This window comes from Neobacillus sp. 204, assembly GCF_046562815.1.
GTDB lineage: Bacteria > Bacillota > Bacilli > Bacillales > Cytobacillaceae > Neobacillus.
Genome location: NZ_JBJORY010000005.1, coordinates 352,200 through 378,846 on the forward strand (window position 1 = coordinate 352,200; position 26,647 = coordinate 378,846).

23 protein-coding genes, 1 pseudogene and 1 riboswitch are annotated in these 26,647 nt (G+C 37.1%); of the genes and pseudogenes, 4 read left to right on the plus strand and 20 right to left on the minus strand.

Going from position 1 to position 26,647, the window contains the following annotated elements; all coding sequences use genetic code 11:
* Positions 1-134: 134 nt before the first annotated feature.
* Both ACJ004_RS13070 and ACJ004_RS13075 read left to right on the plus strand, forming a co-directional pair.
* Positions 135-770: a Crp/Fnr family transcriptional regulator gene (locus ACJ004_RS13070; RefSeq protein WP_410893463.1), complete on the plus strand. Its 636-nt coding sequence runs from the start codon at positions 135-137 to the stop codon at positions 768-770.
* A complete protein-coding gene (locus ACJ004_RS13075) occupies positions 767-1,429 on the plus strand; it encodes a Crp/Fnr family transcriptional regulator (RefSeq protein WP_410893464.1) in 663 nt (220 codons plus the stop codon). Before ACJ004_RS13070 ends, ACJ004_RS13075 begins: the two co-directional genes overlap by 4 nt.
* A gap of 47 nt (positions 1,430-1,476) precedes the next feature.
* Here the strand turns inward: ACJ004_RS13075 and ACJ004_RS13080 are convergent, their stop codons facing one another.
* The 14 genes from ACJ004_RS13080 to ACJ004_RS13145 all read right to left on the minus strand — a co-directional run bounded on the left by ACJ004_RS13080 (position 1,477) and on the right by ACJ004_RS13145 (position 17,442).
* A complete protein-coding gene (locus tag ACJ004_RS13080) occupies positions 1,477-2,217 on the minus strand; it encodes a hypothetical protein (protein WP_410893465.1) in 741 nt (246 codons plus the stop codon).
* 106 nt (positions 2,218-2,323) lie between these two features.
* On the minus strand, positions 2,324-3,247 hold the full coding sequence (locus tag ACJ004_RS13085; protein WP_410893466.1) for an AEC family transporter: 924 nt from the start codon (positions 3,245-3,247) through the stop codon (positions 2,324-2,326).
* Between the two features lie 80 nt (positions 3,248-3,327).
* A complete protein-coding gene (locus ACJ004_RS13090) occupies positions 3,328-4,650 on the minus strand; it encodes a CitMHS family transporter (RefSeq protein ID WP_410893497.1) in 1,323 nt (440 codons plus the stop codon).
* A gap of 156 nt (positions 4,651-4,806) precedes the next feature.
* On the minus strand, positions 4,807-5,481 hold the full coding sequence (locus tag ACJ004_RS13095; protein WP_410893467.1) for a response regulator: 675 nt from the start codon (positions 5,479-5,481) through the stop codon (positions 4,807-4,809).
* Positions 5,478-7,112, minus strand: a complete 1,635-nt coding sequence (locus ACJ004_RS13100) for an ATP-binding protein (protein WP_410893498.1) — start codon at positions 7,110-7,112, stop codon at positions 5,478-5,480. The genes ACJ004_RS13095 and ACJ004_RS13100 overlap by 4 nt, the downstream gene beginning before the upstream one ends.
* Before the next feature lie 130 nt (positions 7,113-7,242).
* Complete coding sequence (locus ACJ004_RS13105; RefSeq protein WP_410893468.1) at positions 7,243-8,040, minus strand: rhamnogalacturonan acetylesterase; 798 nt, start codon at positions 8,038-8,040, stop codon at positions 7,243-7,245.
* 297 nt (positions 8,041-8,337) lie between these two features.
* Entirely contained in the window at positions 8,338-9,105 is a 768-nt protein-coding gene (locus ACJ004_RS13110) for a hypothetical protein (protein WP_410893469.1), read from the minus strand.
* 268 nt (positions 9,106-9,373) lie between these two features.
* Positions 9,374-11,755, minus strand: a complete 2,382-nt coding sequence (locus ACJ004_RS13115; protein ID WP_410893470.1) for a polyprenyl synthetase family protein — start codon at positions 11,753-11,755, stop codon at positions 9,374-9,376.
* Positions 11,756-11,968: 213 nt separating this feature from the next.
* Positions 11,969-12,928: an aldolase catalytic domain-containing protein gene (locus ACJ004_RS13120; protein ID WP_410893471.1), complete on the minus strand. Its 960-nt coding sequence runs from the start codon at positions 12,926-12,928 to the stop codon at positions 11,969-11,971.
* 357 nt (positions 12,929-13,285) lie between these two features.
* A complete protein-coding gene (gene chbG / locus ACJ004_RS13125; protein ID WP_410893472.1) occupies positions 13,286-13,990 on the minus strand; it encodes a chitin disaccharide deacetylase in 705 nt (234 codons plus the stop codon).
* Between the two features lie 62 nt (positions 13,991-14,052).
* Complete coding sequence (locus tag ACJ004_RS13130) at positions 14,053-14,361, minus strand: PTS sugar transporter subunit IIA (protein WP_410893473.1); 309 nt, start codon at positions 14,359-14,361, stop codon at positions 14,053-14,055.
* Positions 14,362-14,374: 13 nt separating this feature from the next.
* Positions 14,375-15,697 carry a 6-phospho-beta-glucosidase gene (locus ACJ004_RS13135; protein ID WP_410893474.1) on the minus strand — a complete coding sequence of 441 codons (1,323 nt, stop codon included), beginning with the start codon at positions 15,695-15,697 and terminating at the stop codon, positions 14,375-14,377.
* Between the two features lie 60 nt (positions 15,698-15,757).
* The gene (locus tag ACJ004_RS13140; RefSeq protein WP_410893475.1) at positions 15,758-17,128 is read right to left on the minus strand and encodes a PTS sugar transporter subunit IIC; all 1,371 of its coding nucleotides are present in this window, start codon (positions 17,126-17,128) and stop codon (positions 15,758-15,760) included.
* A 5-nt stretch (positions 17,129-17,133) separates the two neighbouring features.
* Entirely contained in the window at positions 17,134-17,442 is a 309-nt protein-coding gene (locus ACJ004_RS13145) for a PTS sugar transporter subunit IIB (RefSeq protein WP_410893476.1), read from the minus strand.
* 193 nt (positions 17,443-17,635) lie between these two features.
* Between ACJ004_RS13145 and ACJ004_RS13150 the strand changes: the two genes are divergently transcribed.
* Positions 17,636-18,364: a GntR family transcriptional regulator gene (locus tag ACJ004_RS13150; RefSeq protein WP_410893477.1), complete on the plus strand. Its 729-nt coding sequence runs from the start codon at positions 17,636-17,638 to the stop codon at positions 18,362-18,364.
* A gap of 202 nt (positions 18,365-18,566) precedes the next feature.
* Here the strand turns inward: ACJ004_RS13150 and ACJ004_RS13155 are convergent, their stop codons facing one another.
* From ACJ004_RS13155 to ACJ004_RS13180, 6 genes and pseudogenes are all read right to left on the minus strand, one after another.
* Positions 18,567-19,817: an ATP-binding protein gene (locus ACJ004_RS13155; protein WP_410893478.1), complete on the minus strand. Its 1,251-nt coding sequence runs from the start codon at positions 19,815-19,817 to the stop codon at positions 18,567-18,569.
* A 366-nt stretch (positions 19,818-20,183) separates the two neighbouring features.
* Positions 20,184-21,857 carry an Ig-like domain-containing protein gene (locus ACJ004_RS13160; protein WP_410893479.1) on the minus strand — a complete coding sequence of 558 codons (1,674 nt, stop codon included), beginning with the start codon at positions 21,855-21,857 and terminating at the stop codon, positions 20,184-20,186.
* Positions 21,858-22,009: 152 nt separating this feature from the next.
* Positions 22,010-22,240 (minus strand): annotated as a pseudogene (locus ACJ004_RS13165) (MFS transporter); the annotation flags it as partial.
* A gap of 294 nt (positions 22,241-22,534) precedes the next feature.
* A complete protein-coding gene (locus ACJ004_RS13170; RefSeq protein ID WP_410893480.1) occupies positions 22,535-22,888 on the minus strand; it encodes a hypothetical protein in 354 nt (117 codons plus the stop codon).
* A 134-nt stretch (positions 22,889-23,022) separates the two neighbouring features.
* The gene (locus ACJ004_RS13175; RefSeq protein ID WP_410893481.1) at positions 23,023-24,387 is read right to left on the minus strand and encodes an amino acid permease; all 1,365 of its coding nucleotides are present in this window, start codon (positions 24,385-24,387) and stop codon (positions 23,023-23,025) included.
* Between the two features lie 157 nt (positions 24,388-24,544).
* Positions 24,545-24,625: riboswitch (glycine riboswitch) on the minus strand.
* A gap of 248 nt (positions 24,626-24,873) precedes the next feature.
* Complete coding sequence (locus ACJ004_RS13180) at positions 24,874-25,134, minus strand: hypothetical protein (protein WP_410893482.1); 261 nt, start codon at positions 25,132-25,134, stop codon at positions 24,874-24,876.
* Between the two features lie 261 nt (positions 25,135-25,395).
* Between ACJ004_RS13180 and ACJ004_RS13185 the strand changes: the two genes are divergently transcribed.
* Positions 25,396-26,613 carry a metallophosphoesterase family protein gene (locus ACJ004_RS13185; RefSeq protein WP_410893483.1) on the plus strand — a complete coding sequence of 406 codons (1,218 nt, stop codon included), beginning with the start codon at positions 25,396-25,398 and terminating at the stop codon, positions 26,611-26,613.
* Positions 26,614-26,647: the final 34 nt, after the last annotated feature.

Below are 26,647 nucleotides of genomic sequence, written 5' to 3' on the forward strand. Positions count from 1 at the left end.
TATTGTTAAGCGGTTAACATATTTAATATTTTTTTACATAAAAATGTAAGCGCTAACAAAAAATTGCATTTAATTAACTTAGATTTTTCTTAGATTCATATTTTTGTATTAAATCTCACTTAGGAGTTGATTAGTTGGCAATCTTGTTTGACAATGATATCAATTGGGAATCATGCTTACAGTTTGGTACTAGACAATTCTTCAAGGAAAAAACAACTATTTACCAGCAAGGAACAATGGGAGATGGGTTTTATTATATCCACAAGGGATTAGTAAAAGTGACAACAACCACTCCCATTGGTAAAGAACGCTTGTTGAACATCGCCATTCCTAGGCAGCTATTGGGGGTTCAAGCGATGGATCGACAACCGCATTTTACGACGGCAACGGCGGTTAATGAATCTATACTTTATTATTTTTCTTGTGAACATTTTCAAACATTAATCAAGGCCCAACCATCCATCCTTAACATGTTTATCAAAACTGTGATTCATAAAATGCACATCCTAGCGGATAAAATTTATTTGGATACCCTTACACCAGAACAACAATTGTCTGCCATTCTATTAAATATTTGTTATGAATTTAAGAAATACGAAGTACCTCTTACACAGCAGGACCTGACAAAATGCACAGGCTTAACGAGAATCACCTTATATAAGATATTAAAACAATGGAAAGAAGAAGAAATCATAGAGATGCATGGGAAAAAGTTTTTAATAAAGAAACCCGGAGAATTAAAAAAGCTGCTCGGTAAGGGGTTGATATGAAAAATCTTCGCTATTCGTGGCGTCCCTTTTTAAACTATGGAAAAAGACTTGTGATTGAGGAAAATTCAGCCGTTTACCATCAGGGAGGTGAAGGCAAGGGCTTTTTCTACCTATCTAAGGGTGGGATAAAGATCACACTCCTCTCTAGCGAAGGAGTGGAGCGAACGGTGAATTATGTACCAGAAGGTATGTTGTTTGGAGAACACGGTGTTAGAAATGAACCCTATTTAACCTCTGCCATTTCGAGCTGTTTATCTGAGATCTATTTTTTCTCTGATGAAGCGCTAGGAATGATTTGTGAGAAACATCCTGAAGCCGCATGCATTTTCACCAATTCGCTTATCTATAAATTTAGGATTTTGGCAGAAATTATTGCCTTTCTCAATTCCCCTGTTGAACAACAAATGGCCCACTTCCTTTTAAAACTGATAAACGAAAATGGGAAAGTATCCATCGATCAAACATCGTTTGCCCGCTATATAGGGACCTCTCGGATTACAGTAAATAAAATACTTAATAAGTGGAAAAACCAAAAATGGATCCAAATATCAAACCGTAATATAAGCATCCTTGATATTAATAGCTTAAAGGAAATCCGTGACTCTGGTGCGATAAACATTTCCAACTTGGATGTATTAATGTTATCCAAGGTAAATTAAAAGAAGCTGGAGCCATTACGGTCTCCTGCTTCTCTTTTCCAATTCGCCTATAAATTCACTTTTATCTTTTTCACCACATAAATTTCACCTTTTTGCTTGTACTTTAGGACAAACCCCGCTGGGACACAGTTGTGAGTGAGAGTTAATCCTACATTCGCGACCAATTGATTGCCCTCAACCTTCCAGTTTACGGATTGATAAAAGGGGAATCGGTGGCGATAATACGTCTTGCCACAAGAATTTTCCGCGTTCCAAATATGTCCTCTCCCTTTTACCTGAATTGTTTTATTGGTAGCAGTAATCTTGAAATCACGCTCTATCGTGTGGACAGGGTTTTCAATGTCCATTTCCTCATACACTTTTCCATCTATTGTTTCTACTTGTTGGATAATATGCGCTTCTTTCTGAACTACCCATGTACCAGTACCAATAGTAATTATAACTACGATTTCTTTTTGTCCATCCTTATTAAGATCGACCACGTGTAATTCAGGCTTTCGTTCTTCTCTCATGGGAGCATTCCAGCCATAGGTTTCGAATATTTCTTTCCCAATCCTTACTTCAAAATCCGTAAACAATTCGTCTTTTGGATTTGGTGTCGCGTAAAGGTAAACCCCTTCTTTCTCATTTCCTTCAACTAGGATCTGTTTTTGTTCGGTTAATTCTTCAGCTAAGACAACATTAGTTGAAAAAAATAATATAAAAGATAAGCTTATTATTATCCTTTTCAGTGCTTTCCCTTCTTTCAATTCATGTTCCTTTAGTTTGTGGCTTAATAATTTTTTCATTCTTCTCCCAAGTTAAGAAGATAAAGAAAGATGGCAGCTATGTTCAGCTGCCATCTCTCACCTGCTTTTTACTAGATTGTTTCTGACTATAATGGTCCTCACCAGATTAAAATAAAATGGTCGATAAAAATACAACCGTAGTTACTGTAACCATGCTTAGTATAGTAGACAGCAAAACAACTTGTGCTGCGTATTCTGGATAATTTCCATATTCTAATGCAAAAAGAGCACTGTTTCTTGATGTAGGAAATGAGCTTGCAATAAACAACGCTTGTGCCGTAGTACCTTCCAAATTTAAAGTTAAAATAATGATAAAAGCTACTGCAGGAGATAAGATGAGACGTCCAAATAGGCTAAAAAACAGTGGCAAAGAGAATCGAGTTATTTTTATGTATGCACTTTGTGCACCCAGCGTAACTAGCGCCACTGCCAAAAAAGCATTTGAAGTATTTTTTATTGGAGTCCATAAAAATGTTGGGATTTTTATCTGTAAAGTGTGGAGAATCAATCCTAGTATAAAAGCATAAATGACTGGGTTTTTTAGAAACTCTTTCATTGCTTTTATTCCACGTTGATCAACGGAAACAGAATTCAGTAAACCATACGTGTAGGTAAGCAAATTCTGAAAAATCATGACGACAATCTGAATGGATGCACCCAAAGGGTTATGTTGAAAAACGAGTTGACTCACAGGTAACCCAAAGTTTCCAGAATTATTTAGGACCACACTATTTTTAAATGTTGAAGAAAGACCTTTATCAAATTTTGCTATTTTTGAAATGATGGCACTTAAGATCATTAAGCAAGAACATTGTATAACTAAGAAGCCAATGATGTGCAACAGTGTTTCACCGCCAACATTATTCTGGTAAATGTTTACAAATCCTACACATGGCATAAGAAAATATGTATTTAGCTTTGATAAAGTGTTCATATCAAACTTAAATTTCCGATGGAGAAATACACCAGCCCCTATTAAAACAAATACCGGTAAAATGACATTCAATAAGATAAGAAAGAATACTTCCATAAAATCTCCTTTTTTACTCCATTAAAATTAAAAGTAGTCCAAAAACTCTGGTAACGAGTCTTTGGACTATATACGAGCAGTTAGATTGGAATGATGGACAAAATAAGTGCAACTAAAATCATCACCGCTGTTGAACCGCTTGCCCATTTCAGAAAAGTGCGCTGCAGGTCTCCGAAATCTTCTCCAACCATGCCGACTAATAAGTACGTGGAGGGTACTAAAGGGCTTAATAAATGGACTGGTAATCCCATTAGTGATGCTCTTCCAATCATAGCGGGGTCAATTCCATACCCACTAGCTGCCTTAGCAAGCAAAGGAAGTACACCGTAGTAAAATGCATCATTAGACATGAAGAACGTGAATGGAGCACTAATAATTGCTGTGATAAGAGCAAAATGGGAGCCTAGTCCATCTGGAATATGAGTAATCATCGTATGTGCCATCGCATCGACCATTTTCGTCCCTGAAAGAATACCTGTAAAAATACCTGCAGCAAACACCATTGAGACGACCGATAATGCATTATCCGCATAGTGCATAATCCGTTCTTTTTGTTCATTTATATTAGGGTAATTAATTGTAATCGCAATGGCAAAACCAACCATAAACAATACGGTGGTAGGCAGCAATTCTTGTATTAGAGCAACTAAAAGTAGAATGGTTAATAGATAGTTTACAAGAATTAATTTGGGACGTTTAAGGAAGGCTTCCTCTGATGTGGCTGCCATCATGGCCATCGTGCTATAATCAATTTCCAATACTCCGATCCGTTTGCGCTCGTTTCTACCAAGACAATATGCCATGAACAATACAAACAACACTCCCCCTATCATACTAGGGATTACGGGAGTAAAGATATCCCCCATCTCCAGATGTAATGCTGTCATAGCTCTAGCAGTAGGACCCCCCCATGGAAGAAGGTTCATAACACCTGAAGAAGATACAGCAATTCCAGCTAGAACCAAAGGTTTCATGCCTATTCGTTTATATAAAGGAAGCATGGCTGAAATGGTGATCATATATGTAGTGGTTCCATCACCATCAAGGGAGATTAATAATGCAAGTACGGCTGTTCCAATTGCAATTTTTACAGGATCCCCTTTTACCACATTCAAGATTGTCGAGATGATCGGATCAAATACACCTGCATCAATCATTATTCCGAAAAAGAGAATCGCAAAAAGGATCATAATTCCTGTTGGTGCTACGCTTTTTATCCCCTCAAGCGCCATAGGTCCCATTTCTTTTCCAAATCCACCTATTAATGCAAATACAATCGGAATCACCATTAAAGCAATCATCGCTGATAGACGCTTTGTCATAATTAATATCATAAAAATAAAGATCATTAAAAATCCTAAAATTGCTAGCATTATCTTCACCCCTTTTGTTAGTAAATTAATAATAATCTAAATACTCTAGAGTGAAAACGTTTTCAAAATAAAGTTATTATCGTACATTATTTACTATTTTGTACATATTGTTCACGACAAAATTATTTCTTTTAATACATTGTGGTAGATTACAAAATAAAGAAAGGATGCCGTTTGGCAACCTCACTAGACAGGATAATATTTTCGTTCTGGCCTCCCGACAATTCCATAAACTACTTCTGCTTTTGCTTCCTTAATAGATGATAGATATTCTAAATACCTGCGTGCAGTAATCCTTGACGCGCCAATTTCCTTCCCTACTTCTTCAGCAGAAAGTCCTTGGTTTTTCACCTGTAGCGCGTTTTTCACCTTTCCGAGAGTAATTTCATCAATTCCCTTAGGCAGTCCTGCAATCTTTTCCGTCTTTTTATTACCAAAAAGAAGGTCAACATAATTCTGGTCTACATCTTGAGTAGAAGTTAGGAGGGAGTGCTTTTTTATATATTCTAAAATGACTTCGTCAAATCTCTCTCTATTTACCGGTTTAATCAAATAATTCTCCACACCGTAGCTTAGTGCTTTTTCAAGGAAAACTTTATCGGTTGCTGCAGTTATCATGATAATACTTACTTTTGGAAAACGCTCACGGATGATTGGAAGCAAATCAGATCCGAGCATATCAGGCATATACACATCCAATATTACTAAATCGGGGGTATTCTCAGTCAGAATTTGAAGAGTTTGTTCCCCATTTAAAGATTTTCCAATCACTTCGATTTCCTTAAATTTTTTTAAAAACTTTTCATGGATATCTGCAACTCGGAAATCATCCTCTGCGATGGCTACTTTTATCCTACTCATGCTTTTTGGCCCCTCTCGTATTCCTTAGGGAGATACACGGTAAAGACAGTTCCACTTTCCGGGGTACTTTGCACCTCAATCATCCCATTCATTTCTACCACTGCAGCTTCAGCATTTGCTAGGCCAAACCCTCTCGGCTCAGCTCCATTTTTAGAAGTAAATCCCCTCGCAAATAGAAGCGGAATTTCTGTATCACTAATTCCCTTCCCATTATCTGCAATCTCAAAAATGATATCACTACCAATATCAGTAGCGAAAAATTTCACAATAGGAAAATCTGACCCAGTGACAGCTTCAAAGGCATTGTCAATTAAGTTTCCAATAATCACAATTAGGTTGGAAATCTTAAAATGAGCAGGCAATTCCTTTAAATAGCTATCAGATACGATTTCAAACTTTATTTTCTTCTCAGAAGCTTTTCCTAATTTCCCTAAAAGGATGGCTTGGACTTTCGTATCTTCGATATGGTTAAAAACAATAGAATTCTGAAATTGTAATACCTCTGTTTCAGATTGGATCATCTCGATCGCCTGTTCATATTCTTCTAACTGAAGAAGACCTAATAAGACATACAATTTATTCGTGTATTCATGTGTTTGCGCTCGGAGATCTTCTGAATACCTATTTACTTCAGATAGGGTGTTTAACATTTGCTCAATTTCTGTTTTATCACGAAAAGATGCAACTACACCACTTACCTTGGAATCATCATCAAAGAGTGGAATACAGTTGACGATAACGGTTTTATCTTTCCAAACCATTTCTTTATCAACTTGTGGAATTCCTGATGTTACTACTTCATATAAATAGTCAGATGGAAAGAGCCCATCTACTTTTACATGTCGGACGGATCCATTAATATGTAATAATCTTTTGGCGGGCTGATTCATCATGGTAATATAGCCTTCCTTATCTATGGCTAAAATCCCTTCCTTAACTCCATGGAGGACAGCATTCTTTTCTTTATAAAGTGCGGCAATTTCATAGGGTTCAAGCCCCATCGTATCTCTACGGATATTCCGGCCAAGAAGGATACTACCGATAAGTGATATCAAAAGGGCAAAGAGTGAAACTAGAAGAACCTTGGTGACATTTTTCATGATTTGCTGATGGACATCTTCGAGAAGAAAACCGACTGAAACGATTCCAATTACCTCTCCCTCTTTGTTTAAAATAGGAGATTTCCCTCTTATCGATGGCCCAAGCGACCCCTTTGCCTTCGATACATAATACTCCTTATTTTTTATAGCCCTTTCATTATCTCCGCCCTTCATTTTCTTCCCAATCAGTGATTTTAATGGATGCGAATACCTGGTGCCATCTTTGTTTCCTATGACAACAAATTCAGCGCCCGTTTCTTTGCGGATCGTCTCGGCAATGGGCTGTATTGTTTTCGATGGATCATTTGTTTGAAACGCAGCAATTATGGTTGGAATGAAGGATACTGTTTTCGAGATTTCCAGCGCCATCCTGCCCCGGTTTTCCTCAATTTGTTTACTTTCCCTATATCCGAAAAATATTGTCAGCAGTAGAATCAACAATAATCCCAATAATAGAACTAGCCCAAATATTTTTGTCTGTAGTGTTATTTTTTTGGTTTTCAGGCAGTAGCCCTCCTTGTTGATTCGCATGGATTTATTCAAAATATATTATAACCTTTACTAATCGTCATTTCTTTGTTCATGCTTTGCATTTTAAGAAAAAAAAGAAACTATCACAAAGATAGTTCCAGAAATACTAAACGAATCAAGGTAGTTAAAATTATTTCAAAATGTGGTTACGAAGTGGAACCAAGTTTAATTCCTCAACGCCAACAAGCACAAGACGAGAGATCTTCTCCGCTCCTGCTTTTTGAAAATGTGTATTATCATGGACACCCTTTGGATATTTCTCTTTTTCTCCGGCATCAAGCCACAGGAAAACATCCTTAGTCTTTTCTGGCCCAAGTTCTTGGAACAAGTTCTTACTTTTAGCAGTAAGGTCAATAACAGGTACATGTTCTTCCAATCCAAGTTCCTTCATAGCATTAGGATACTCGCCATGTGTATTTCGTGCTATTCCTTCATTTGTGAAAGATCTTCGTTCAACAGGTGTCACAAGAACAGGAATGGCTTGTTTAGCACGGGCCCCGTCAATATATTGTTTTAAATATCTTTTGTAGGAAGAATAAGGCTCCGTAAAACGGTTTGGATCCTTTCTTATTTGGTCATTATGACCAAATTGAATGAATAGATAATCCCCTTTCTCAATCTGTTTTAAGATTGATTTGAGCCTTCCTTCTTTAATAAAACTTTTTGAGCTTCTGCCAGCTTTGGCCTCGTTTATCACTACAACGGTATTATCGAAATAACGATTAAAAACTTGTCCCCAGCCGGCCCGAGGGGCGAACGAACTTGAATAACTAGCAGCAGTCGAGTCTCCAGCCAGATAAACCGTTATCCCGTTATTTTGGGTTTGTTCACCATTCGCCTTATTTGTAAAGCCATTTCTAGCAATCAATCCGAAAACTAATAAACATAAGGTTACCATTAACATTTTTCCTTTAACATTTTTCCTCATATGACTCCGCCTTTTTGCTAACCGTTTTTTTTATTATACTTGTGACTACTTGCTCTTTATACAGCATGTTTATTATTTTGATTATTTATTTGAAATATTTATGCCTTTTGTTCAAAATTACGCTGTCATTTACCAACCAAATAACGATTTGATGGTATATGAATAATCGAAATAGGTCCTTATTCACATTAAAAAATCCCTTTAGTAACGTGGTTAAGGATTTCCCCTAACTCTCATTACCAAAAGGATTAGATATTGTATAAATTTAGTGCATAGGTGCAAGTGAATCAATTGAAATTATTTCATATTGATGCTATTTCTAAATTGATCATAATCAGTTTTAATGAAATGAAATGCAGCCGCATTGCCGCCGTGATCGGGGTGTGTTATTTTTAATAGATTTTTATACTTTGTTAAGACTTCCTTATCACTCGCCCCTTTGGAAAGTCCTAATTTTTGACGATAATCCTTCGTTTTAGAAGGAGGAGGAGCAGCTGCAGCTTCAGCCCTATCAACGTCACTTTTGTTTCCTTTAGAAAGCTCTTCTTTTAATTTTATTAATTCATTATGTAGACTAATATTTTCTTTTAATAACTTCATTGTTTCCTTTTGTAATTCACTTTTCTCTTTTTCTAGGTTAACAATCTCTTTATTCAATAGATCTCTTTGCTGACTTAAAGAAGCTACTGAGGTTTGATGAAGGTGTTCGATTCCTTTTATATGCTCATCCTGTGCCTTTATTTTTACTTTTAATTGGTGGACGAACTGATCCTGATTGGAAGAACGATTAACTAACCGCTTGGCTGTTTCATTTGGCGGATTGTTAGCTTTCTGATTTCCAGTACCCACGCTTCTAATCTTTCCTTCACGCAATAAACGACGGACGATTTGAACAGCTGTATCCTCGGCTACGCCTGCATCCTCCAACAAATAAAAAGCTTGATCTGTACTTCCAAGAATGTAACCGGCGCCCTTTGGACCTGCTCCTTTATAGCTAATCTTTCTTTCACGATACCAGCGTCTAACTGTTTGAATACTAGCTTCTTCTGTGATTCCGGCTTCCATTAACAAGTCAAAAGCTTCATCTGTGTTCAAAATGTTCTTTCATTCCCTCTTTTTATTCATTATTTTATATGAGTAACTAGTTAAAGGGAATGGATAAAAAAGACTATCATAGAAGCTTTCTTTTGAATGGAATTTGGGAGAAAAAATACTTTGTCAGTACCAAATTACTAGGTGAATGATCTACAGCAACTAGATCGTTTAATTTACAAGCAAAAAGGAAGTTGCCTTCCAATTCGGCAACTTCTAAATATACAATATGGCAATACTCCTAATGGTCACGGTTCACAATATAATTTAATAAGTGCTTTAGGAAAGGAATATTACGTGGCACACCTTGCAAAGATTCCATGGCAAGACAGTAATGTTCCCACATTTGTTTTCTAGCACCATCAGAACCTAGGATTGACACAAAAGTCGAATTGTTGTTTTCGGCATCTTGACCAATTGGTTTCCCCAGTAAGACTAAGTCTCCTTCAACATCAAGCAGATCATCCTTTATCTGGAAGGCAATCCCAGCATGATGGGCGAATTTTTTCAAAGCTTCTATTTCAGATTCCTTTGCACGGGCAAGGAGCGCAGGCATGATGAGCGAAGCTTCGAAAGCTATTCCGGTTTTATAAAAGCACATCGTATTCAATTGTTCTAGTGTCAATTGTTTCCCTTTAGAATCTAAGTCCATCGCCTGACCCTTACACATAACTGCTGTCATTTGAGCCGAATAGTGGATCAATTGAAGCACAGTTTTTGAATCGAAATGGCCCAATGATGCTTGTTCCTCGATCGCCTTCTGGGTGAGAAGGAGACCAGTTAATTCCGCTATAGAAACGTTAAACACCTGATGAAGGGTCGGACGCCCCCTGCGGGTAGAGGCATTATCCTGGGATGGCAGATCATCGAAGATTAAGGATGCCGTATGCATATATTCCAATGATTTGAGGAGAGGTACGATGGCAGACTTATTTAGTCCATACTCGTTCACACCCATGACCCAAGTCATGATCGGCCTCAGTCGCTTTCCATCACCTTCCAGACTGTAATTTGCTGCATCTATTAGTGGCTCTACATTGTCGATTTTAGGGATTTTTAAGATGTGGTTAATCTCTTTGCGAATCGTTTCAACCGTGTCTAAAAAAACTTCCCTCTCTTTCCGTTCTTTCTTTAAAGTAGTAATCATATGGTCCCTTAGTAATTTATCAAAGAAATCCACATCATCAGCTTTCCGTACCATATTTTGAATAACACGATTGAATTTAGGATCTCCAGCAGCAAAAAGCTTCATCACTTCATTGTATTTAACTGTACCCATGCGTTCTTTGTATCGCTTAAGGCCATTTATTGCCCGATCAAGAATCACCTCACAGGCCTTTCGATCTGAGTGGTACACATGATGGATTAAATTAGAGATTACTGTCCAGTATAATTCAAAGGGATTAATAAGATCGCTGCGCTCATGATGATATTTTAAATAATAGGTATAAGGTGTGACCCTTCCATCTTTCAAGTCATCATACATATCAGTAAAATCATCAGCGAGTTGATTGTAAATACCGTAAAAGAATGTTCGATTGTCGAAGCCTTCATCTTCAGGAGCACTGATTACAGACCGGACAATCAATCGGGAGGAAGAAGATTTTAAGATGACGGGTATGTATAACTCTTCCATTGTGTAATTCGGATTGGATAGATCTTTTAGGCGGTCCACTTCTTGTGAATTAAAAAACACATAGGCTTGTTCGAAAAATCTTTTTTTCGTCTCTGGTCGTAATTGTGACTTAATATATTGAAAAGCCTCACGAAGTTCGGAATGAATATAACGGATTAGGTTTAGGTTATTCCCAGTCCATTCACCCAATTCCGGTACTGTTCCAGAGATAAGAGTTGTACGAATCAAATCGGAATATTGTTTTTCCTCTTTAGAAGTTAAGACTTTTGCATCGAGAAGATCATCTATGAATGGATAGGTCAGACCATAGGAATATCCCAGCCTAATCGCTGCATCAAGTTTATGTGTCCGTTCTTCAGGTGCTAACTCACTGCCCATTTCTTCAATCTCATTCATGAGTACCCCAGCAATGATTTTAATGAGCTTTCGCTGGGCATTTTCTGCATCCATCTCTTTTGGAATTTTTTCAGATACAATCTTTAGTTTGTTCAATACCCAGATCATTGTGGATTCGACGCCTTTCTTCTGTGCGATCCGGTACAACCCAGCCATGCTGAATGGCTCAGTTTTGACACTCCGATCTACTGCTTTTGACTCAGTCAGATGTTTTTTTAAATCGTCAACGACTCGCCGTATCCTTGTCTGTGTCTCAGGCGAATCGAGGGCTTTGCCTAGATCGCGCATGAAAATATAAGAGATGCTTCGATCCAGGTAATTATCTAGCTTACCTGTGTAATCAAGCCATTGGATATAATTATGATACGCTTGAGAATCAGGTTTTCCCTTATGACGCGAAAAAAAGGATAAAAAGGAATAGTGATGGATATGGTTATGTTTCCACGTTTGGATATCTTTTGTTATAGACTGGGAATAGGTCTTTTCCACCACCTGCCTAGAAAGTGATTTAAAATAATGAGCAGCCTTCTGCTCAGCCAGCTGGTAGCTTGCATCGGCATTTTTAATTAACTCCTCATTCATACTACACATTACCTCTTCTTAAGGTTGTCTTATATATGATTTGCAATATAATTCAAACCAAATTATTAGTAAAAGACCTTGAAAAAGGTCCAAAAGCAACAAAGTTTACGAAAAGAGCCTTTATAATATAATTCCTCTAAATCCTAATAATCCCTTCATCATTCTATTCATTTTAAAAAATAAAAAGTACCTCCATCGATAGAGGTACTTGAGCAATTTAAACTATTTTAAAGCTGTAGCCACTGTACTTTCGGGTGATGTTACTTTGTCATAAAAATCTACAAATTTATCACGGTCGGCACTATCTCGGTAAGCCATGGCCACACGTGGATGTTCATTCAGTACTCCTGAAATCATATAAGGAATGATATAGCCCCATTCCCACTTTTCACGCATTTCGAGCATATGTTCTTCAATCACTCTAAGAACTGGCTTTAGCTCATAGCTTGGTTTTTGAATGTAGCTAACGAGAAGTTCTGTGTTACAGTTACCTGCTGCACGGCCCATGCCATAAACAGACGAATCAAGGTATGTAACCCCATTTCGCAGCGCCGTTAAGGTATTGGCGAATGCTAATTGCATATTGTTATGCGTATGAATCCCCAGCTGTTTGTTAGGAATCATTTCATTGAACTTTTTCACTTGGTGCTCAATATCAACAGGTTCTAAGCTGCCGAAAGAGTCTACAATATAGACTACATCTACAGGGCTTGCCTTCACCAATTCAAACGCTTTAATCAGCTGTTGTTCAGGAACACTTGATAATGCCATAATGTTTAGGGAAGTTTCATAACCCAAATCATGGAACATTTGGACAAGTTCTAATCCTTTATCAACTTCACGGATATAACATGCCACTCGAATCATATCTAAAACACTTTGCTCACGAGGTAGGATGTCATTGGGATCGACACGCCCAATATCTACTAAAGCAGACAATTTCGTAAACTTTTTCACAGGGATTATTTCTTTTAGGAAGTTATCGTCAAGAAATCTCCATGGATTGGGCTCAGTCGCCTTAAGAAGCTTAGGAGAATTTTTGTAGCCAATCTCCATGTATTCAACACCCGCTTCACTTAGGCCTTCATACAAGTCTTGAACAAATTTAACACTGAAATCCCAATTGTTAACTAATCCTCCATCACGAATAGTACAGTCAATAATTTTGCTACGATGTCCCATGAGTATTTCCCCCTGTTTAGTACGCATTTATCAATATTAATTAATGCTTTTACGCTTTTAAGCGCTAAAATTTCTTATTGTGTTTATATCATGGTTGGGTTGAAGGTGTCAACTTATTTTTCCGAAAATTCATTTTATCGACCGATTTGAAGATATGTTTTGCATTCATTATAGATTTATTATTTCAGTGGATTTCATAAATATTTATTACTCATTATTACTCATTTCCTCTGTTTTTACAAACAATTCACAATTTCCTGCAAAATCTACAAAAAATTTCTATTAACCGTGAAACTATGTCAAAAAGTCACCTATGAATTTTATAGGTGACTTAGAAAAAAGCGATGATAACTCCGTTTACATTAAGATCGTGTTTTGGGGTAAATTTACTGAAGTCAGAATTTCTAGCTCTGTTAATCTCTGATAAGTATAAGATGACCCATGTAAAAGGTTATTATCTAGGTATGCTGGGTGACACATCACTTCAACTGTCATACCAGCTTTAAAACGTTCATTCAATTTTGTAAAATAATCTGGTTTAACACCTTCGCCATAGAAATCGAACAATGATACGTCAGAGAAGGATTTCACACCATCAATGGATTTGAATCCATTCTTCCTTACCGGCAGTCTGAATTTTATAGATAAATTCTTAACAACAGGATTCAGTTCTGTCAATGTATGAACATGGTGATGGCTATCAAGATGGGTGGGTGTAAGTCCTGCATTGATAAATCGTTCGATTTGAGCAGTCCACTCTCTTTCCAGTTCCTCCAATGAGATAACTTTTGGATCAAATGTAGACAAGGATTTAAAATGGCCATTATTATCAACCAATGATGGTACATGATCGACTAATGGTTTCCCACATGTTAGAACGAGATGAATTCCTACCCGCAATTTAGGATATCTTTTGGCCAATAGGATGGCATGTTCGGTCCCAGCCATTGTCATCATCATCGTAGTTGAATTGACAATTCCATACAAATAACTGTCGATGATCCCATGGTTTACTCCATGGCTAAACCCAAAGTCATCCGCGTTAACGATTAATTTAATCATGATTTAATCACCTTTTATCAGACAAGAAGGTTGTCATTTTTGGAAAAATATTTCCTTTCAAATCAATTTATTCTATAATAAAGCTCAACCATTTCTGCAGCCAAATCCTTCACTGTCATCGCATTCATTAAATGATCTTGTGCGTGAACCATTAGCAAAGAGACCGCTGTTGTTTCTCCTCTTATCTCCCCTTGGATGAGAGATGTCTGAATATGGTGGGCCTCATTTAATGCGTTTTCTGCTTCCTTTAATTTTTCTCTTGCTCCTTCAAAGTCACCTTGCTTTGCTGCGAACAGTGCTTCCATCGCAGTGCTTCGGCCATTACCGCCATGGAGAATAATTTGAAAGATTACTTGTTCTAAATTTTCCATTCTGTTTCCTCACCTATTTTAAATTAAAAAACTGTGGTAAATATTCCTTATGTGCTTCGAGCATTTCGTCTAAAATGATTTTTGCTACGCGATCGCTTGGTACGAAAGGATTTATTGTCATGGCCAATAACGCTGTTGCATAATCTCCGCTGATTGCCGCTTCAATTGCTACCCTTTCAAATGATTTCACTTGTTGAACAAGTCCTCGGACTTGTATAGGTAAATTGCCCACCGCGATAGGTTTCGGCCCATCTTTTGTAATGATACAGCTGAGTTCTATAGCAGAATCAAATGGGAGACTTGAGATTGCTCCCTTATTTAGGGTGTTAACTGCCTGGATGTCGCATTTGTCAGTATACATCGAGTGGATGAGCCTTACAGCTGCATCACTATAATAGGCGCCGCCTCTCTTCTCTAATTGAGGAGGCTTAATGGCCAAATGAGGGTCTCTATATAACTCAAACAGCTCTTCTTCTAGCTTTTTAACGACCTCAGCACGTGTTCCGCCTTCTTGATAATTTTTCAATTCTTTTTCAAGCATGTCTCCAGATTTATAATAGTAATTATGATATGGACATGGAAAAACATCTAACGCCCTCAAGAACTCAGGCTCCCAACCCATGGCATGAATGTTTTGCATTGTGATGCTTTTCTCTGGATCATTAATTAAGGAAATCACTTGATCCTTAACGGATTCACCATCGACATAAACATTTAATCCGTACACCATGTGGTTTAATCCTGCAAAATCAATTCTTACCCGGTGTGGGTCTACTTCTAATAGTTTTGCAACGCCCATTTCCATTCCAATTGGCACATTACACAATCCAACAACTCTATCAATATTACTGTAACGAAGGACAGCCTCTGTGACCATCCCAGCAGGATTTGTAAAATTTATAAGCCAGGCATATGGACAAACCTCTTCCATTTCCCGGCAAATATCAAGGATAACAGGAATGGTCCTAAGTGCTTTAAATAAGCCTCCAGGTCCATTGGTTTCCTGACCAAGAACACCATGTTTCAATGGAATACTCTCATCTTTCTTACGCGCTTCCAGCAAACCTACGCGAAATTGAGTGGTTACGAAATCTGCTGACTTTAACGCTTCTTTTCGGTCTAAGGTCAAATAGATTTTAATCGGAACTCCTGCCTTTTCTACCATTCTTTTGGCAAGATTACCGACAATTTCAAGCTTTTCCTTTCCTTCTTCAACATCGACCAACCATAATTCACGGACTGGCAGTTCGCTATGATATTTAATAAAGCCTTCAATAAGTTCAGGGGTATAGCTCGAACCCCCGCCTATTGTTACAATTTTTAAACCCTCTTTCATTTTTTCACACCTCTGGATGATCGATTATTTATTGGTTGCAAACTTTAAATCCATACCCTATTACATATTTAGGGTATCAGTAGCTTGGGATGATGTTTCTCCCTTTTCTCTTCTTGCCTCTATTCGTCCCTGAGCGATAACAAATGGAAGATAAATAGCAACAGAAATGATTAAATTCACTAACGCTAAAATTGCACCTGAAACATGCCCGCCAGTTGCCAGTAATCCTCCTACAATCGCCGGAGTCACCCAAGGAATATCAGCAACAACTGGATGAACCAGACCTAAACTAATAGATGTATAGGCTACAATGGTCATGATTATTGGTCCTAGTATGAACGGAATGAACCAAATGGGATTCAATACAATTGGCAATCCGAAAAGAATGGGTTCATTAATTTGAAATACCCCAGGAGGAGTGCCTAACGCTATTAATTGCTTATTTCGTTTGCGACCGGAGATAAACATTGCTACCAATAAACCTAAAGTGGCACCAGAACCCCCAAGATACACAAATGCATCCAAGAAGGATCCTGAAAGAATGTGGTATTTTCCTAAATCCTGTACACCTTGTGCATACATATTTACATTTTCTTGTCCTAGTTTGGTCATTAAAGGAGTTGTAATTCCTCCTAGTATGTTTGGACCGTGAAGACCGAGAATCCAAAATCCATGTACCAAAAATACGATTAAAATAGCAAACAGCATCGAGTCTACTGCACCCGTAAGAGGTGAAACTAGTACTTTATTAATCCAATCGTTTAAATAAGCGCCATCACTAATAAATTTACGTAAAATAAGTCCAAACAACCCAATTGTAAAAATGGTTGCCATTCCTGGAAGGAGCTTTGCAAATGAACGAGATACCGCTGGCGGAACTCCATCCGGCAATTTAATCACTAAAAATTTGATTTTAGCTAAGCGAACAAAAATTTCAGTCGCGACAATCGCCACAATAATACCAGTGAAAAGGGCTGTGGCATTGAAATAATTCCAGCCAATAAATCCCCACTCGCCACCGGTAACTGCCTCTCCTCCCTCTGGAGTAATCGATACGTTGGCAACTTGAGGAATCAGAACAAAGAAGGCAGCACCAGCTACTAGCATCGCTTCAAACCCATCGTCCCCGTAAGACTTTGCCAATTTATTCGCAATCCCGAAAACCGCAAATATGGTCATGAAGGCAAGGGTGCCCCACCAAATATCTCCACCCAATGTTGTCCACGTTTCCCCGAAAAGAGATATCATAAATTTTTTGTAATATTTTCCAATACCTGGTACATTTCCAAGATTGTTCAAAAGGACTGCTAACGAACCAATCATGGTAATCGCGATCATTCCCACCAAAGCATCACGGATGGCAAGAAGATGTCTATTGTTACCAAGCTTATTTGCAAAAGGCATAATAAATTTATCAATAAAATTCATCATGTTATCTACTCCCCTTTAATTAGATTAATCGCTTGCTTCAAAACCTCTTCTCCATTGCAAAGCCCATAATGCTGCGGGTTAATAGCCTCTACCGGAATACCCTTCTTTTCTCCAGCCTTTTTAAGCTGAGGAAGCATATAGCGAACTTGTGGACCAAGGAGCAGCACGTCAGCCTTGTTAATCTGGTCATTTATTTCAGTAGTACCTACTGCCCAAATTTCACAATCAATCCCTTGAGATTTGGCACTTCCCTCCATTTTAGAAACCAATAGACTCGTAGACATACCTGCGGAACAACATAATAAAATCTTCATTCATATCCCCCTTAAGAAAGCGATTACATTTTATAACCTTATTGTAATTACAATTCAGAATATTTACAATACAATTTTATTAATTTGTTACTAATTTTTAAATTTGTTATTACAAATATAAAAAATTGTATTTTTACAGTACATTTAAGAGCCTTTTTTTGATAATCTATAAGTATTGAGGGGGAAGTCCATTATGATAGAAGAAGCGAAAGACGGAAGTGCTCTACACCTTAAGGTAAAGGATGCTATTATTCAATTGATTAACGACGGGGAATATAAACCGGACTCCCAATTGCCGACTGAGGCTGAATTTTGCGAGAAATATGGAGTAAGCAGGACAACCGTACGAACTGCCTTACAACAACTTACCATGGAAGGTTACGTCTATCGCAAACGGGGAAGTGGAACCTTTGTGTCCGCAAATAAAGTAAAACAAATTTTAACAACGACAGTGGACCACTTTTCGAGTCAAATTTCGATGCAAGGAAAGAAACCATCAATTAAAGTAATACAATTAGAAGTTATCCCTGCCGATGAGTATCTTAGTGAACAATTAAAGATTCAAGAAGGAGAACCGGTTAATGCGCTCGAGAGGATCCGTTATGTTAATGAAGAACCAATCCAGTTTGAAACAGCCTATTTACCCTGGTATAAAACCCCGGCTTTAAATAAACCGGGTTGTGAAAATTCATTATATAAACTTTTGGAAACCCAATTTGGTTTAAAAATAAACAAGACCGTTGAAACGCTTGAATTGTTTATTGCCGATCAGGAGGCAGCTGACAAACTTCATATCAGTGTTGGTGACCCCTGCTTTGCACTTGATACATTTGCCTATCTTCTTGATGGTTCAATCATTGAATATTCAAAAACAATCTATCGTGGGGATTTGGCCCATTTTGTCATTGAAAGAAATTACTAAAGAGGAAAATTAAATACAGCAGGTATATGTACCTGCTGTGTTCTAATAACTATTAAAATTCCAGGACATTTTGACCGCTATGTTTCAGTTGGTGATTTAAATGATTGGTATAATAGGGAGTCTGTTGGGAGAATGACTTACATTTTCTAAGCACCTGTGATGGGTGGAGATATAAATAAAGTTTGGCATATGTCCTCTCACATTAGGTTATCTGGGGTAATAGAATAATAAATTCTGTCCCCATATCCTTTTCACTGTTCACTCGTATTTTGCCTTTGAAAGAACGGACTATTTGAAAACTTACCATCATTCCTAGTCCGGTCCCACTTTCCTTTAAGGAATAAAACGGAGATCCAAGCCTATTAATTTGTTCTCTTGTCATACCAATTCCTTGGTCCTTTATGCTAATCTTTATATATCCATCATCAGTTGAAGTACATCTAATCCAAACCATTCCACCATTCGGCATAGACTCTATTGCATTTTTCAAAATATTGATCAAAGACTGATTTAATTTTTGAGGATTTGCATATATCCAACAGTTATCCAAAAAATCAGTTTTGATCTCAACATTATGGTTCAAGGAGTAGCTTTGAATGATATTCACTATGCGATGTAACTGATAACCTACGTCGATTCTTCCATAGTTATTCATTGAGGGTTTTCCAAAAGATAAAAAATCATTAATAATTTCATTGGCGCGATCTAGTTCTTCAATGGATAATTGGATATATTCCTTCTTTTTACTTGGCAAGTCAGGCTCGTTTAGAAGTTGCAGAAAGCCACGCGTCACTTGCATCGGATTTCTAATTTCATGAGCGAAAACACTTGTTAACTCACTTATCACTCGTAATTTCTCCGAGTTTTCCATCTCTAATCGCAACTTGTGAATCTCTCTGATTGTTTCAGTTAAAATAGTGAAGAACCAAGTAACTACCACCGCGAAGACAAGATGAATGATCTGTACTTTCAAATACTCTATGGAAAAACCTCTTAGAATACCAAAAAAAGTAAGGCCAATAAGACAGTAGTAAAAGGCTAGACCAACTGCAATTTTAACCCTTTTATCTTTTTTCGAACTTGCAAACGATTTTTGAAAAAACAAGATAACTGGCAGTGAGAATAATAAGACAAGCAAAGTATTATAAAATCCTACACTGATCCCAAAATAAAGTCGATAAAGGATGATAAGAGCCGATAGGAAGATGCCGGGCCAAACTCCTCCGTATAGGGTCCCTAATAAGAGAGGAATAATTCTTAACTCTAAACGAGCATTTTCACCAAATTCTACTGGAAAGGACATGCAAAATATTATGGATATTCCCCACAAAATAGACATGATTACGTTCCTATTTTTACTACTCTTTACCCACTCCGTAATAAAAGTATAGTAAGTAAATATGGGTAAGACCATAAGTGTTAGTTGCAGCAAAAAATCCTTTATTATATTCATCTTTTTTACCTTTCATATTCGAATCTATGTCTGAATCCAGAAATATAAGGAAGAGAATCATGACCATTATTTTTATGACTGTTCCATACAAACATCTACATTTTAAGTAAGCGCAGAATTAAATTAGTAATTATTCCATATTATACTTTAATGTTGGAATAATTTTTCGACTTTTGTTTTCTACTTTAAAGTACACTGTAAATAAGGTCATTTGCAAGCAGTCATTTTGAACAAATTCTGTCAGTTTACTCCATAAGAAAAAGGATCGCCGTAGCAACCCTTCTGGAACTCAAGCAGCCGTTAGTGAAAAACAAACTGAACCGGCTTTTTTATTTCTTATTTTCCCACTTTGGGAGAATAATTTAATCATTTTGAAACTGTTACTGTCCTTGTTGCACTTACATTACCTTTTGTATCTTTCGCATACACATATAATTTTCTACCTGCCCGCTGCTTCGGTAACTTCACTTTAAAATCCCCGGAAACATTTGCTTTTTTTGTGTATTTTTTCGTTCCGATTTTTATTGTTACGGTTGCATATTTCTCGGTTTTTCCATAGACAGTTGTAGAATTGTTGCGGACCTTTTTAACTATAGGTTGGTTCGGTGCCACTTTTACGACTGATATTATCCTAGCTTTACTTCCATTTCCCTTGCTGTCTTTTGCGGTGACTGAAAATTTGGTTCCTGCATTTTGTGCCGGTATGGTTACTTTGTAGTTACCATACTTATCAGCTTTTCCTCTATATGTTTTACCTGCTATTACTACAGACACAGTTGCGTATGCTTCAGTTTTCCCCGTCACAGTCACTGCCTTGTTCGTTAACTTGTTGACACTCGGTACTTTCGGCGCAGTTTTATCTAATACTACGATTCTTGTATAAGGACTTAGTGCATTCAATTTATCTTTATAGGCAACCGTCAGTTGTGTCCCTGCTTTTTGTGCAGGAATATTCGCCTTGAAGTTCCCAATTGTATTAGATACGGTGCTGCTAATCAACTTAGTCCCTTTCATTATTTGAACTCTAACATTCCCAGCCGTTTTTCCAGATATAGATAAGTCATTATCATCGACAGTGCTGACAATAGGAGCATCTAACTTTTTTATAATATAAGCAGAGGAAACATAACCTGCTAATTTTTGATCTGTAGTTTTGACACGATACCAGACAAATTGGTTTACCTTGTCTAAAGTTTGATCGTATCCAAAATCCCCTTCAATGATTAGTGGTGTACCCTTTGCAAATTGTTTTAAACTTGAGGATGAACTACTTGGTTTGGACCTTAATTTTAAACCATCTACTGTTACCGCTAACTTATTTCCCTTATGAAAAAGTTGGGTTGAAGCATGCATCTGGGTAGTAAGTGTATATTCCATCTTCTTAAATACAATATTATTGTCGCTGTTTGGATCATAATAAAACTCAGCTGTTTTGAAAGGAAATTGCCCTAAGTAAGTACCACCTAAAAAGCTGTCTTGTTGAATCCGAGTAAAGACACTTTCCTGATAGGCATTCGTGTTTTTCTTACCGGTAGATTGAAATAGTGGACTGTTTACAGGCTTAGTTCCGTTATAAGCCATTACTGGGAAGTACCAATTTTCAATCACCTCTGGTCCGATCCCCTTTATTTTTGGCAGGTCGGAGCGATGAAACATACCATTAAGAATTTCAACACCGGCTTGGATATTATAGGTAATATCATCTTTCAATTTCTGAGGATTATAGCTTGCTTGATTCGTAATTTGCATGATACCAATTCCGTTATCATCTGAGATAAACGGTTTCCCATCCTTAAACTGTCGCCAATCACTTTCTTGTGCAGCTACAGCTTTTACCACTTCGGGAGGAATTTTTGCCGCTAAAGCAGCGTTTGTGAGCATGCAGTTGATCTGCTGTGGAGAAGGGTTTTGATTTGGTTTAACTACACCCAAGGATGTACATTTGGCAGGCCAGGTCATCTCAGCAGAAACTTCATTATATGACAACCCCAAGAGTATTAAACAAGTCAAAAGTACTGCTTTTATAATGCTTGATTTCATTCTTTTATTCTCCCAACTTATTTATTTCCAATATTTTATAATTACATTTTACCATGCTAGATTCATATTTTTCCATAATATACTACTTTTCCACCAAAAACAAAAAAAAGAAAAGACAAGCAAAATGCTAGTCTTCTCTCTTTAATTATGCGTTAATTTTCAACTGTTTTAGAAAATGATTGGTTGTACTCTTGAGTAGTTTTTCCTTTTTTCAAACTAACCATTGCGATAAAGGAGATACAGTAGAGTAATGCTAGATACCCCATTGCTACTGAAACGTTTGCATTCTGCAGGATATATCCTACTAAAATAGGAGATAATCCGCCTAAGGCTCTACCAAAGTTAAAGATGGTGTTGGTTGCTGTACTGCGAACTTCGATTGGCCTGCTACTGATGCGACTACTGTTTTTTTACGATAATCCATTTCTGTCGTTCTCCTTTCAAGCCTCACAGGACTATGATTAAAAGATAGTTGGCAAAAATAAAATGCCCCTTCATCCAAAGGACAAAAGAGCATTCATATACGTAATAAAGTATATATGAAGTTTACTTTCGCCTTTTTGGCCTCTCTGGACCAATTTAAAGGAATTTAATTTCATCTAATAGTAACATGACAAAATTAAGGTGACAATAAGAAATAGCTAGTAACAACTTTTTAAGGAAGAATCCGTTTCACATTATTCCATTCTAGTAAATGATTCACTAAGGCTCTTTAACGTGTAAAGTCTGCCTGTTAACAGAAATAAATCATCATAATTATTTTTAACATATTCCTCAATGATCTTGAGCCCTTCTTTAAATTGATCCACTAAATAATGCGTATACTTTCCATCCCAATCAAACTGATTAATTCTATTAAGTTCATCTGCTAGGATCTGAAACTTATATTCTTCATTAAGAAGTTTTATTTGATACAATTTATCCGGTGTAAATCTGGTGCTGTTATTATTGGCATGGCTTTTTTGAACATATTTTATAAAACCATTGATATTTTCAGCAAGCAAATTCGCCTTTTGCATCTCAAATTTCATTTCGCCATCTCCTCACTGTCTAAAATCTAAAACATCATTATGAAGAGTGTATGTTTTGAGACGTTAGGATAACACCCAACCTATGAAACCTTACTCTGTTTTATCGTAAAAAGGGACGTATTCAAGATTGACGATTATGCAGATATTCTTAGATCTTTTTCCTTTTTCCTTCGAACTGAATAAAATGTCAATAAAAGTATGAACCATACTGGTGTCAATAATAAAGCGACACGAGTGGCTTCTGCAAAAAGCATAATAATAAGAATCAGTGCAAATAACGTGAGGACAACATAATTTATAAATGGTGTAAATGGAGCTTTAAATATCGACGTTTCACGTAAATCTGGGCGTGATTTCTGATAGCGCAAATGACAAATTAAAATAATGCTCCAAACCCATATAAAGCAAATCGCACTAATTGTTGTCACGATACCAAAAGCTTGCTCTGGAACCAGCTTACTTAACAGAGCACCAGTTGAAAGTACAAAAGCAGATATAAATAATGCATTACTTGGTACATGATTTTTATTTAATTTGGCAAATTTTGCTGGTCCCTGTTTATGACCACTTAAATTAAATAAAATTCGGCTTGTTGAAAACAATCCACTGTTACAGGCAGATGCTGCTGATGTTAAGACAACAAAATTAATAATTCCTGCCGCGATTGGAATTCCTACTAGGCTAAACGTCTTTACAAATGGACTATTTGCTGCATTCAGTTGCGTCCAAGGATTGATACATAAAAGGATGATCAGGGCGCCCACATAGAAAAATAGAATTCGTAAAGGTATTTTATTAATCGCAGATGGAATATTTTTTCGTGGATTGGATGTTTCCGCTGCCGAAACACCTACTAATTCAACACCTACAAAGGCAAAAACAACCATCTGAAAAGATAAGAAGAAACCTGAAATCCCATTCGGAAACAGACCACCATGTCCCCACAGATTTTTTACTGTAACCGTTCCAGCATCCGTTTGAAACCCAATCACTAGTAATATGACCCCTATTATGATTAAAGCAAGAATGGTAATCACTTTGATTAAGGCAAACCAAAACTCTAACTCTCCAAACAGTTTTACAGTAAGTAAATTCAAACCCAATAAGACAATTAAACAAACTAAAGCAGGGATCCATTGTGGAATATCGAACCAATATTGCACGTATACACCAACGGCAATAATATCAGCCATGGCAGTCATGATCCAACAAAACCAATACGTCCATCCGGTTACATAACCTGCCCACGGTCCTATGTACTCTTCTGCAAAATCCGTAAATGATTGATAGCCAGCATTTGATAGCAGTAGCTCTCCAAGTGCCCTCATAACAAAAAAACAGGCAATACCTACAATTAAATAAGTAAATATGATCGATGGTCCTGCTAACTGTATTGCTTTTCCCGAACCTAGGAATAAACCTGTACCAATCGTACCTCCAATCGCGATCAGTTGTACGTGCCGATCTTTTAAATCTCTTTTTAATTCTTGTTGTGCCACTTTCATTTCCTCCTTGTTTATGGGTTATTTCACTTGTGAATAGATGAAAACAAAAGGTTAAAGACCATAAAAAAAGAGATTGGATTAGCTCCAATCTCAAGGTTATAAGAATAACAAATAATATTTATTACTCTTTTGTCAGAATAACAAATAAAATACGTACTCTTCTGTCCTTTTGCCTGAGATTGTGAACCCTTCGGCGCCGCAGATTTCCTGCGGTCTCTCCAGAAGCTGCTCCTGCTATAGTTTGACCCATAGCAATCATAGCTTGCTTATTATTAAATTTTGTATCGAAGAACCAATAGGTCCATATCCCCCGCTAAAAAAACTATACACCAAAGCATAAAATCTCACAAACTAAATTATTGTTAAATAATTTTTAATTTTAGTAGTATTCAATAACTTTGTCAATAGAAAATTCAAGAATAATGAGGGGACGAAAAATGACCCTATCTCTAAGGAGCGGGGGTCATTTTTATAGTATCGTTAATCTCCAAGTACCAAAAAATATTGAATTTCATTTGCTGAAATAGGAGTAATCGCCATAAGACGATAACCGATACTTAGTAATTGTGACAATGTTTCTGCACAATTTTGACGTGGAGGTTCAATTGGTGCATGAAAACTTTTATAAAGATTAATAAATTGATTATTATTTGTACAGTGAAGCAAGATCACATGTCTGCCGGTCCATGCTTGACCAATCATTGTTTGTGGAGGAGCTTGTATTTGCCTATCAATTCTCATAATGAACACCCTCATGTATTGATACAATAGAGTATGGAAAAAACCTTGTCCAATGTTCCTGAAAAAATCAGGAAAATGACAGTATTTAAAATATCACGAAAAAGATCGTGGTTCTTAATTTTATAAAGGTAAAAATTAACACTACTCCTTGTTTATAATTTTTCGATTTTACTTACATTTTACTTAACATTCACAATCAATCAACATTTATTCTCTATTATTAACCTGTACATTACTATGTTAGAATGGAGGTTCTTTTTTATGAATAATGTAGATTCACAAATTGGTATAGATAGACGGGACTTTATTAAAAAGGGTGGTTTAGGTGCACTTGCCCTTACTGCTGCAACAGCGGGAATTCCGGTCGATTTATTTAGCAGCACGGTTCATGCAGAAAAATTGGAGCATAATGTCACACTCCAATTTAAACCGGATGGAAAGTTCAAAATTGTTCAGTTTAATGATACACAAGATGATGAACGCATTGATCGACGCACCATTCAGCTGATGGAGAAAGTCCTCGATACCGAAAAACCCGACTTTGTAGTGCTTAATGGAGATAACATTTCTGGTGGTTGCGCTACTCCCTTGGAGATGAAACAAGCGATTAACAATGTTGCCCAACCGATGGAAAAAAGAGGTATCAAGTGGGCGGTTACATTCGGGAACCACGATGAAGATTCTACCCCTCAAAGTGGGCTCAATGAAGAAGACATGTTGAGAATTTACATGTCCTATAAATATAATATGAATCAGCCAGGGCCAAAAGGAGTTACTGGAACTGGGAACATGAACCTTATCATCAAGAACTCTAGTGGTAACAAAGCAGCTTTCAATCTCTGGCTGTTTGATAGTGGTAGGTATGCGCCAACAACCATTGCTGGTCAGGATTTTAAAGGATACCCCTCATGGGATTGGCTCCGCTTTAATCAGGTAAGCTGGTATTATGAAACATCAAAGAGAATTGAGAAGCAATGGGGATATAAAGTTCCTTCGCTCGTGTTCATACATATCCCTCTTTGGGAACATCGATATATGTGGTACGCAAGCGTTGATGAGAGAACTGATGCTAACCATGCCCTTGCTGTTAAAAAGCACAATATAGTAGGAGAAAGAAATGAAGAGGAATGCCCAGGACCAGTCAACAGTGGTTTGTTTTCGGCTATGCTAGAGAGAGGCGATGTAAAGGGCGTCTTTTGCGGTCATGATCATGTCAATAACTATATGGGTAATTATTATGGAATTTTACTTGGCTACTCCAGTAGCACAGGGTTTGGCGCATATGGTTTACCAGGATCTGAAAGAAATAGACTTCGAGGAGCCAGAGTATTCAACTTAGATGAAAATACAGAAGGCACTCTTAGTGAAACCCACATGGTTTTCGCTAAGGATTTTGGAATTGACTTAACAGCAAATGATCAAAGTGTTGATCCTGAGCCACTACAGGAAATGGGAAAAAATATTGAGGTCAAAAGCTAAAAACATTGGTTCTCGTAATTGCATTTTCTAGCAA

What these genes read in the sequence shown, in the direction of transcription:
- ACJ004_RS13075 (WP_410893464.1), top strand. Translation starts at nt 767, where the DNA reads ATGAAAAATCTTCGCTATTCGTGGCGTCCCTTTTTAAACTATGGAAAA.
- ACJ004_RS13080 (WP_410893465.1), bottom strand. Translation starts at nt 2,217, where the DNA reads ATGAAAAAATTATTAAGCCACAAACTAAAGGAACATGAATTGAAAGAA.
- ACJ004_RS13085 (WP_410893466.1), bottom strand. Translation starts at nt 3,247, where the DNA reads ATGGAAGTATTCTTTCTTATCTTATTGAATGTCATTTTACCGGTATTT.
- ACJ004_RS13095 (WP_410893467.1), bottom strand. Translation starts at nt 5,481, where the DNA reads ATGAGTAGGATAAAAGTAGCCATCGCAGAGGATGATTTCCGAGTTGCA.
- ACJ004_RS13100 (WP_410893498.1), bottom strand. Translation starts at nt 7,112, where the DNA reads ATGCGAATCAACAAGGAGGGCTACTGCCTGAAAACCAAAAAAATAACA.
- ACJ004_RS13105 (WP_410893468.1), bottom strand. Translation starts at nt 8,040, where the DNA reads ATGAGGAAAAATGTTAAAGGAAAAATGTTAATGGTAACCTTATGTTTA.
- ACJ004_RS13110 (WP_410893469.1), bottom strand. Translation starts at nt 9,105, where the DNA reads ATGGAAGCCGGAATCACAGAAGAAGCTAGTATTCAAACAGTTAGACGC.
- ACJ004_RS13115 (WP_410893470.1), bottom strand. Translation starts at nt 11,755, where the DNA reads ATGTGTAGTATGAATGAGGAGTTAATTAAAAATGCCGATGCAAGCTAC.
- ACJ004_RS13120 (WP_410893471.1), bottom strand. Translation starts at nt 12,928, where the DNA reads ATGGGACATCGTAGCAAAATTATTGACTGTACTATTCGTGATGGAGGA.
- chbG (WP_410893472.1), bottom strand. Translation starts at nt 13,990, where the DNA reads ATGATTAAATTAATCGTTAACGCGGATGACTTTGGGTTTAGCCATGGA.
- ACJ004_RS13130 (WP_410893473.1), bottom strand. Translation starts at nt 14,361, where the DNA reads ATGGAAAATTTAGAACAAGTAATCTTTCAAATTATTCTCCATGGCGGT.
- ACJ004_RS13135 (WP_410893474.1), bottom strand. Translation starts at nt 15,697, where the DNA reads ATGAAAGAGGGTTTAAAAATTGTAACAATAGGCGGGGGTTCGAGCTAT.
- ACJ004_RS13140 (WP_410893475.1), bottom strand. Translation starts at nt 17,128, where the DNA reads ATGATGAATTTTATTGATAAATTTATTATGCCTTTTGCAAATAAGCTT.
- ACJ004_RS13145 (WP_410893476.1), bottom strand. Translation starts at nt 17,442, where the DNA reads ATGAAGATTTTATTATGTTGTTCCGCAGGTATGTCTACGAGTCTATTG.
- ACJ004_RS13150 (WP_410893477.1), top strand. Translation starts at nt 17,636, where the DNA reads ATGATAGAAGAAGCGAAAGACGGAAGTGCTCTACACCTTAAGGTAAAG.
- ACJ004_RS13155 (WP_410893478.1), bottom strand. Translation starts at nt 19,817, where the DNA reads ATGAATATAATAAAGGATTTTTTGCTGCAACTAACACTTATGGTCTTA.
- ACJ004_RS13160 (WP_410893479.1), bottom strand. Translation starts at nt 21,857, where the DNA reads ATGAAATCAAGCATTATAAAAGCAGTACTTTTGACTTGTTTAATACTC.
- ACJ004_RS13170 (WP_410893480.1), bottom strand. Translation starts at nt 22,888, where the DNA reads ATGAAATTTGAGATGCAAAAGGCGAATTTGCTTGCTGAAAATATCAAT.
- ACJ004_RS13180 (WP_410893482.1), bottom strand. Translation starts at nt 25,134, where the DNA reads ATGAGAATTGATAGGCAAATACAAGCTCCTCCACAAACAATGATTGGT.
- ACJ004_RS13185 (WP_410893483.1), top strand. Translation starts at nt 25,396, where the DNA reads ATGAATAATGTAGATTCACAAATTGGTATAGATAGACGGGACTTTATT.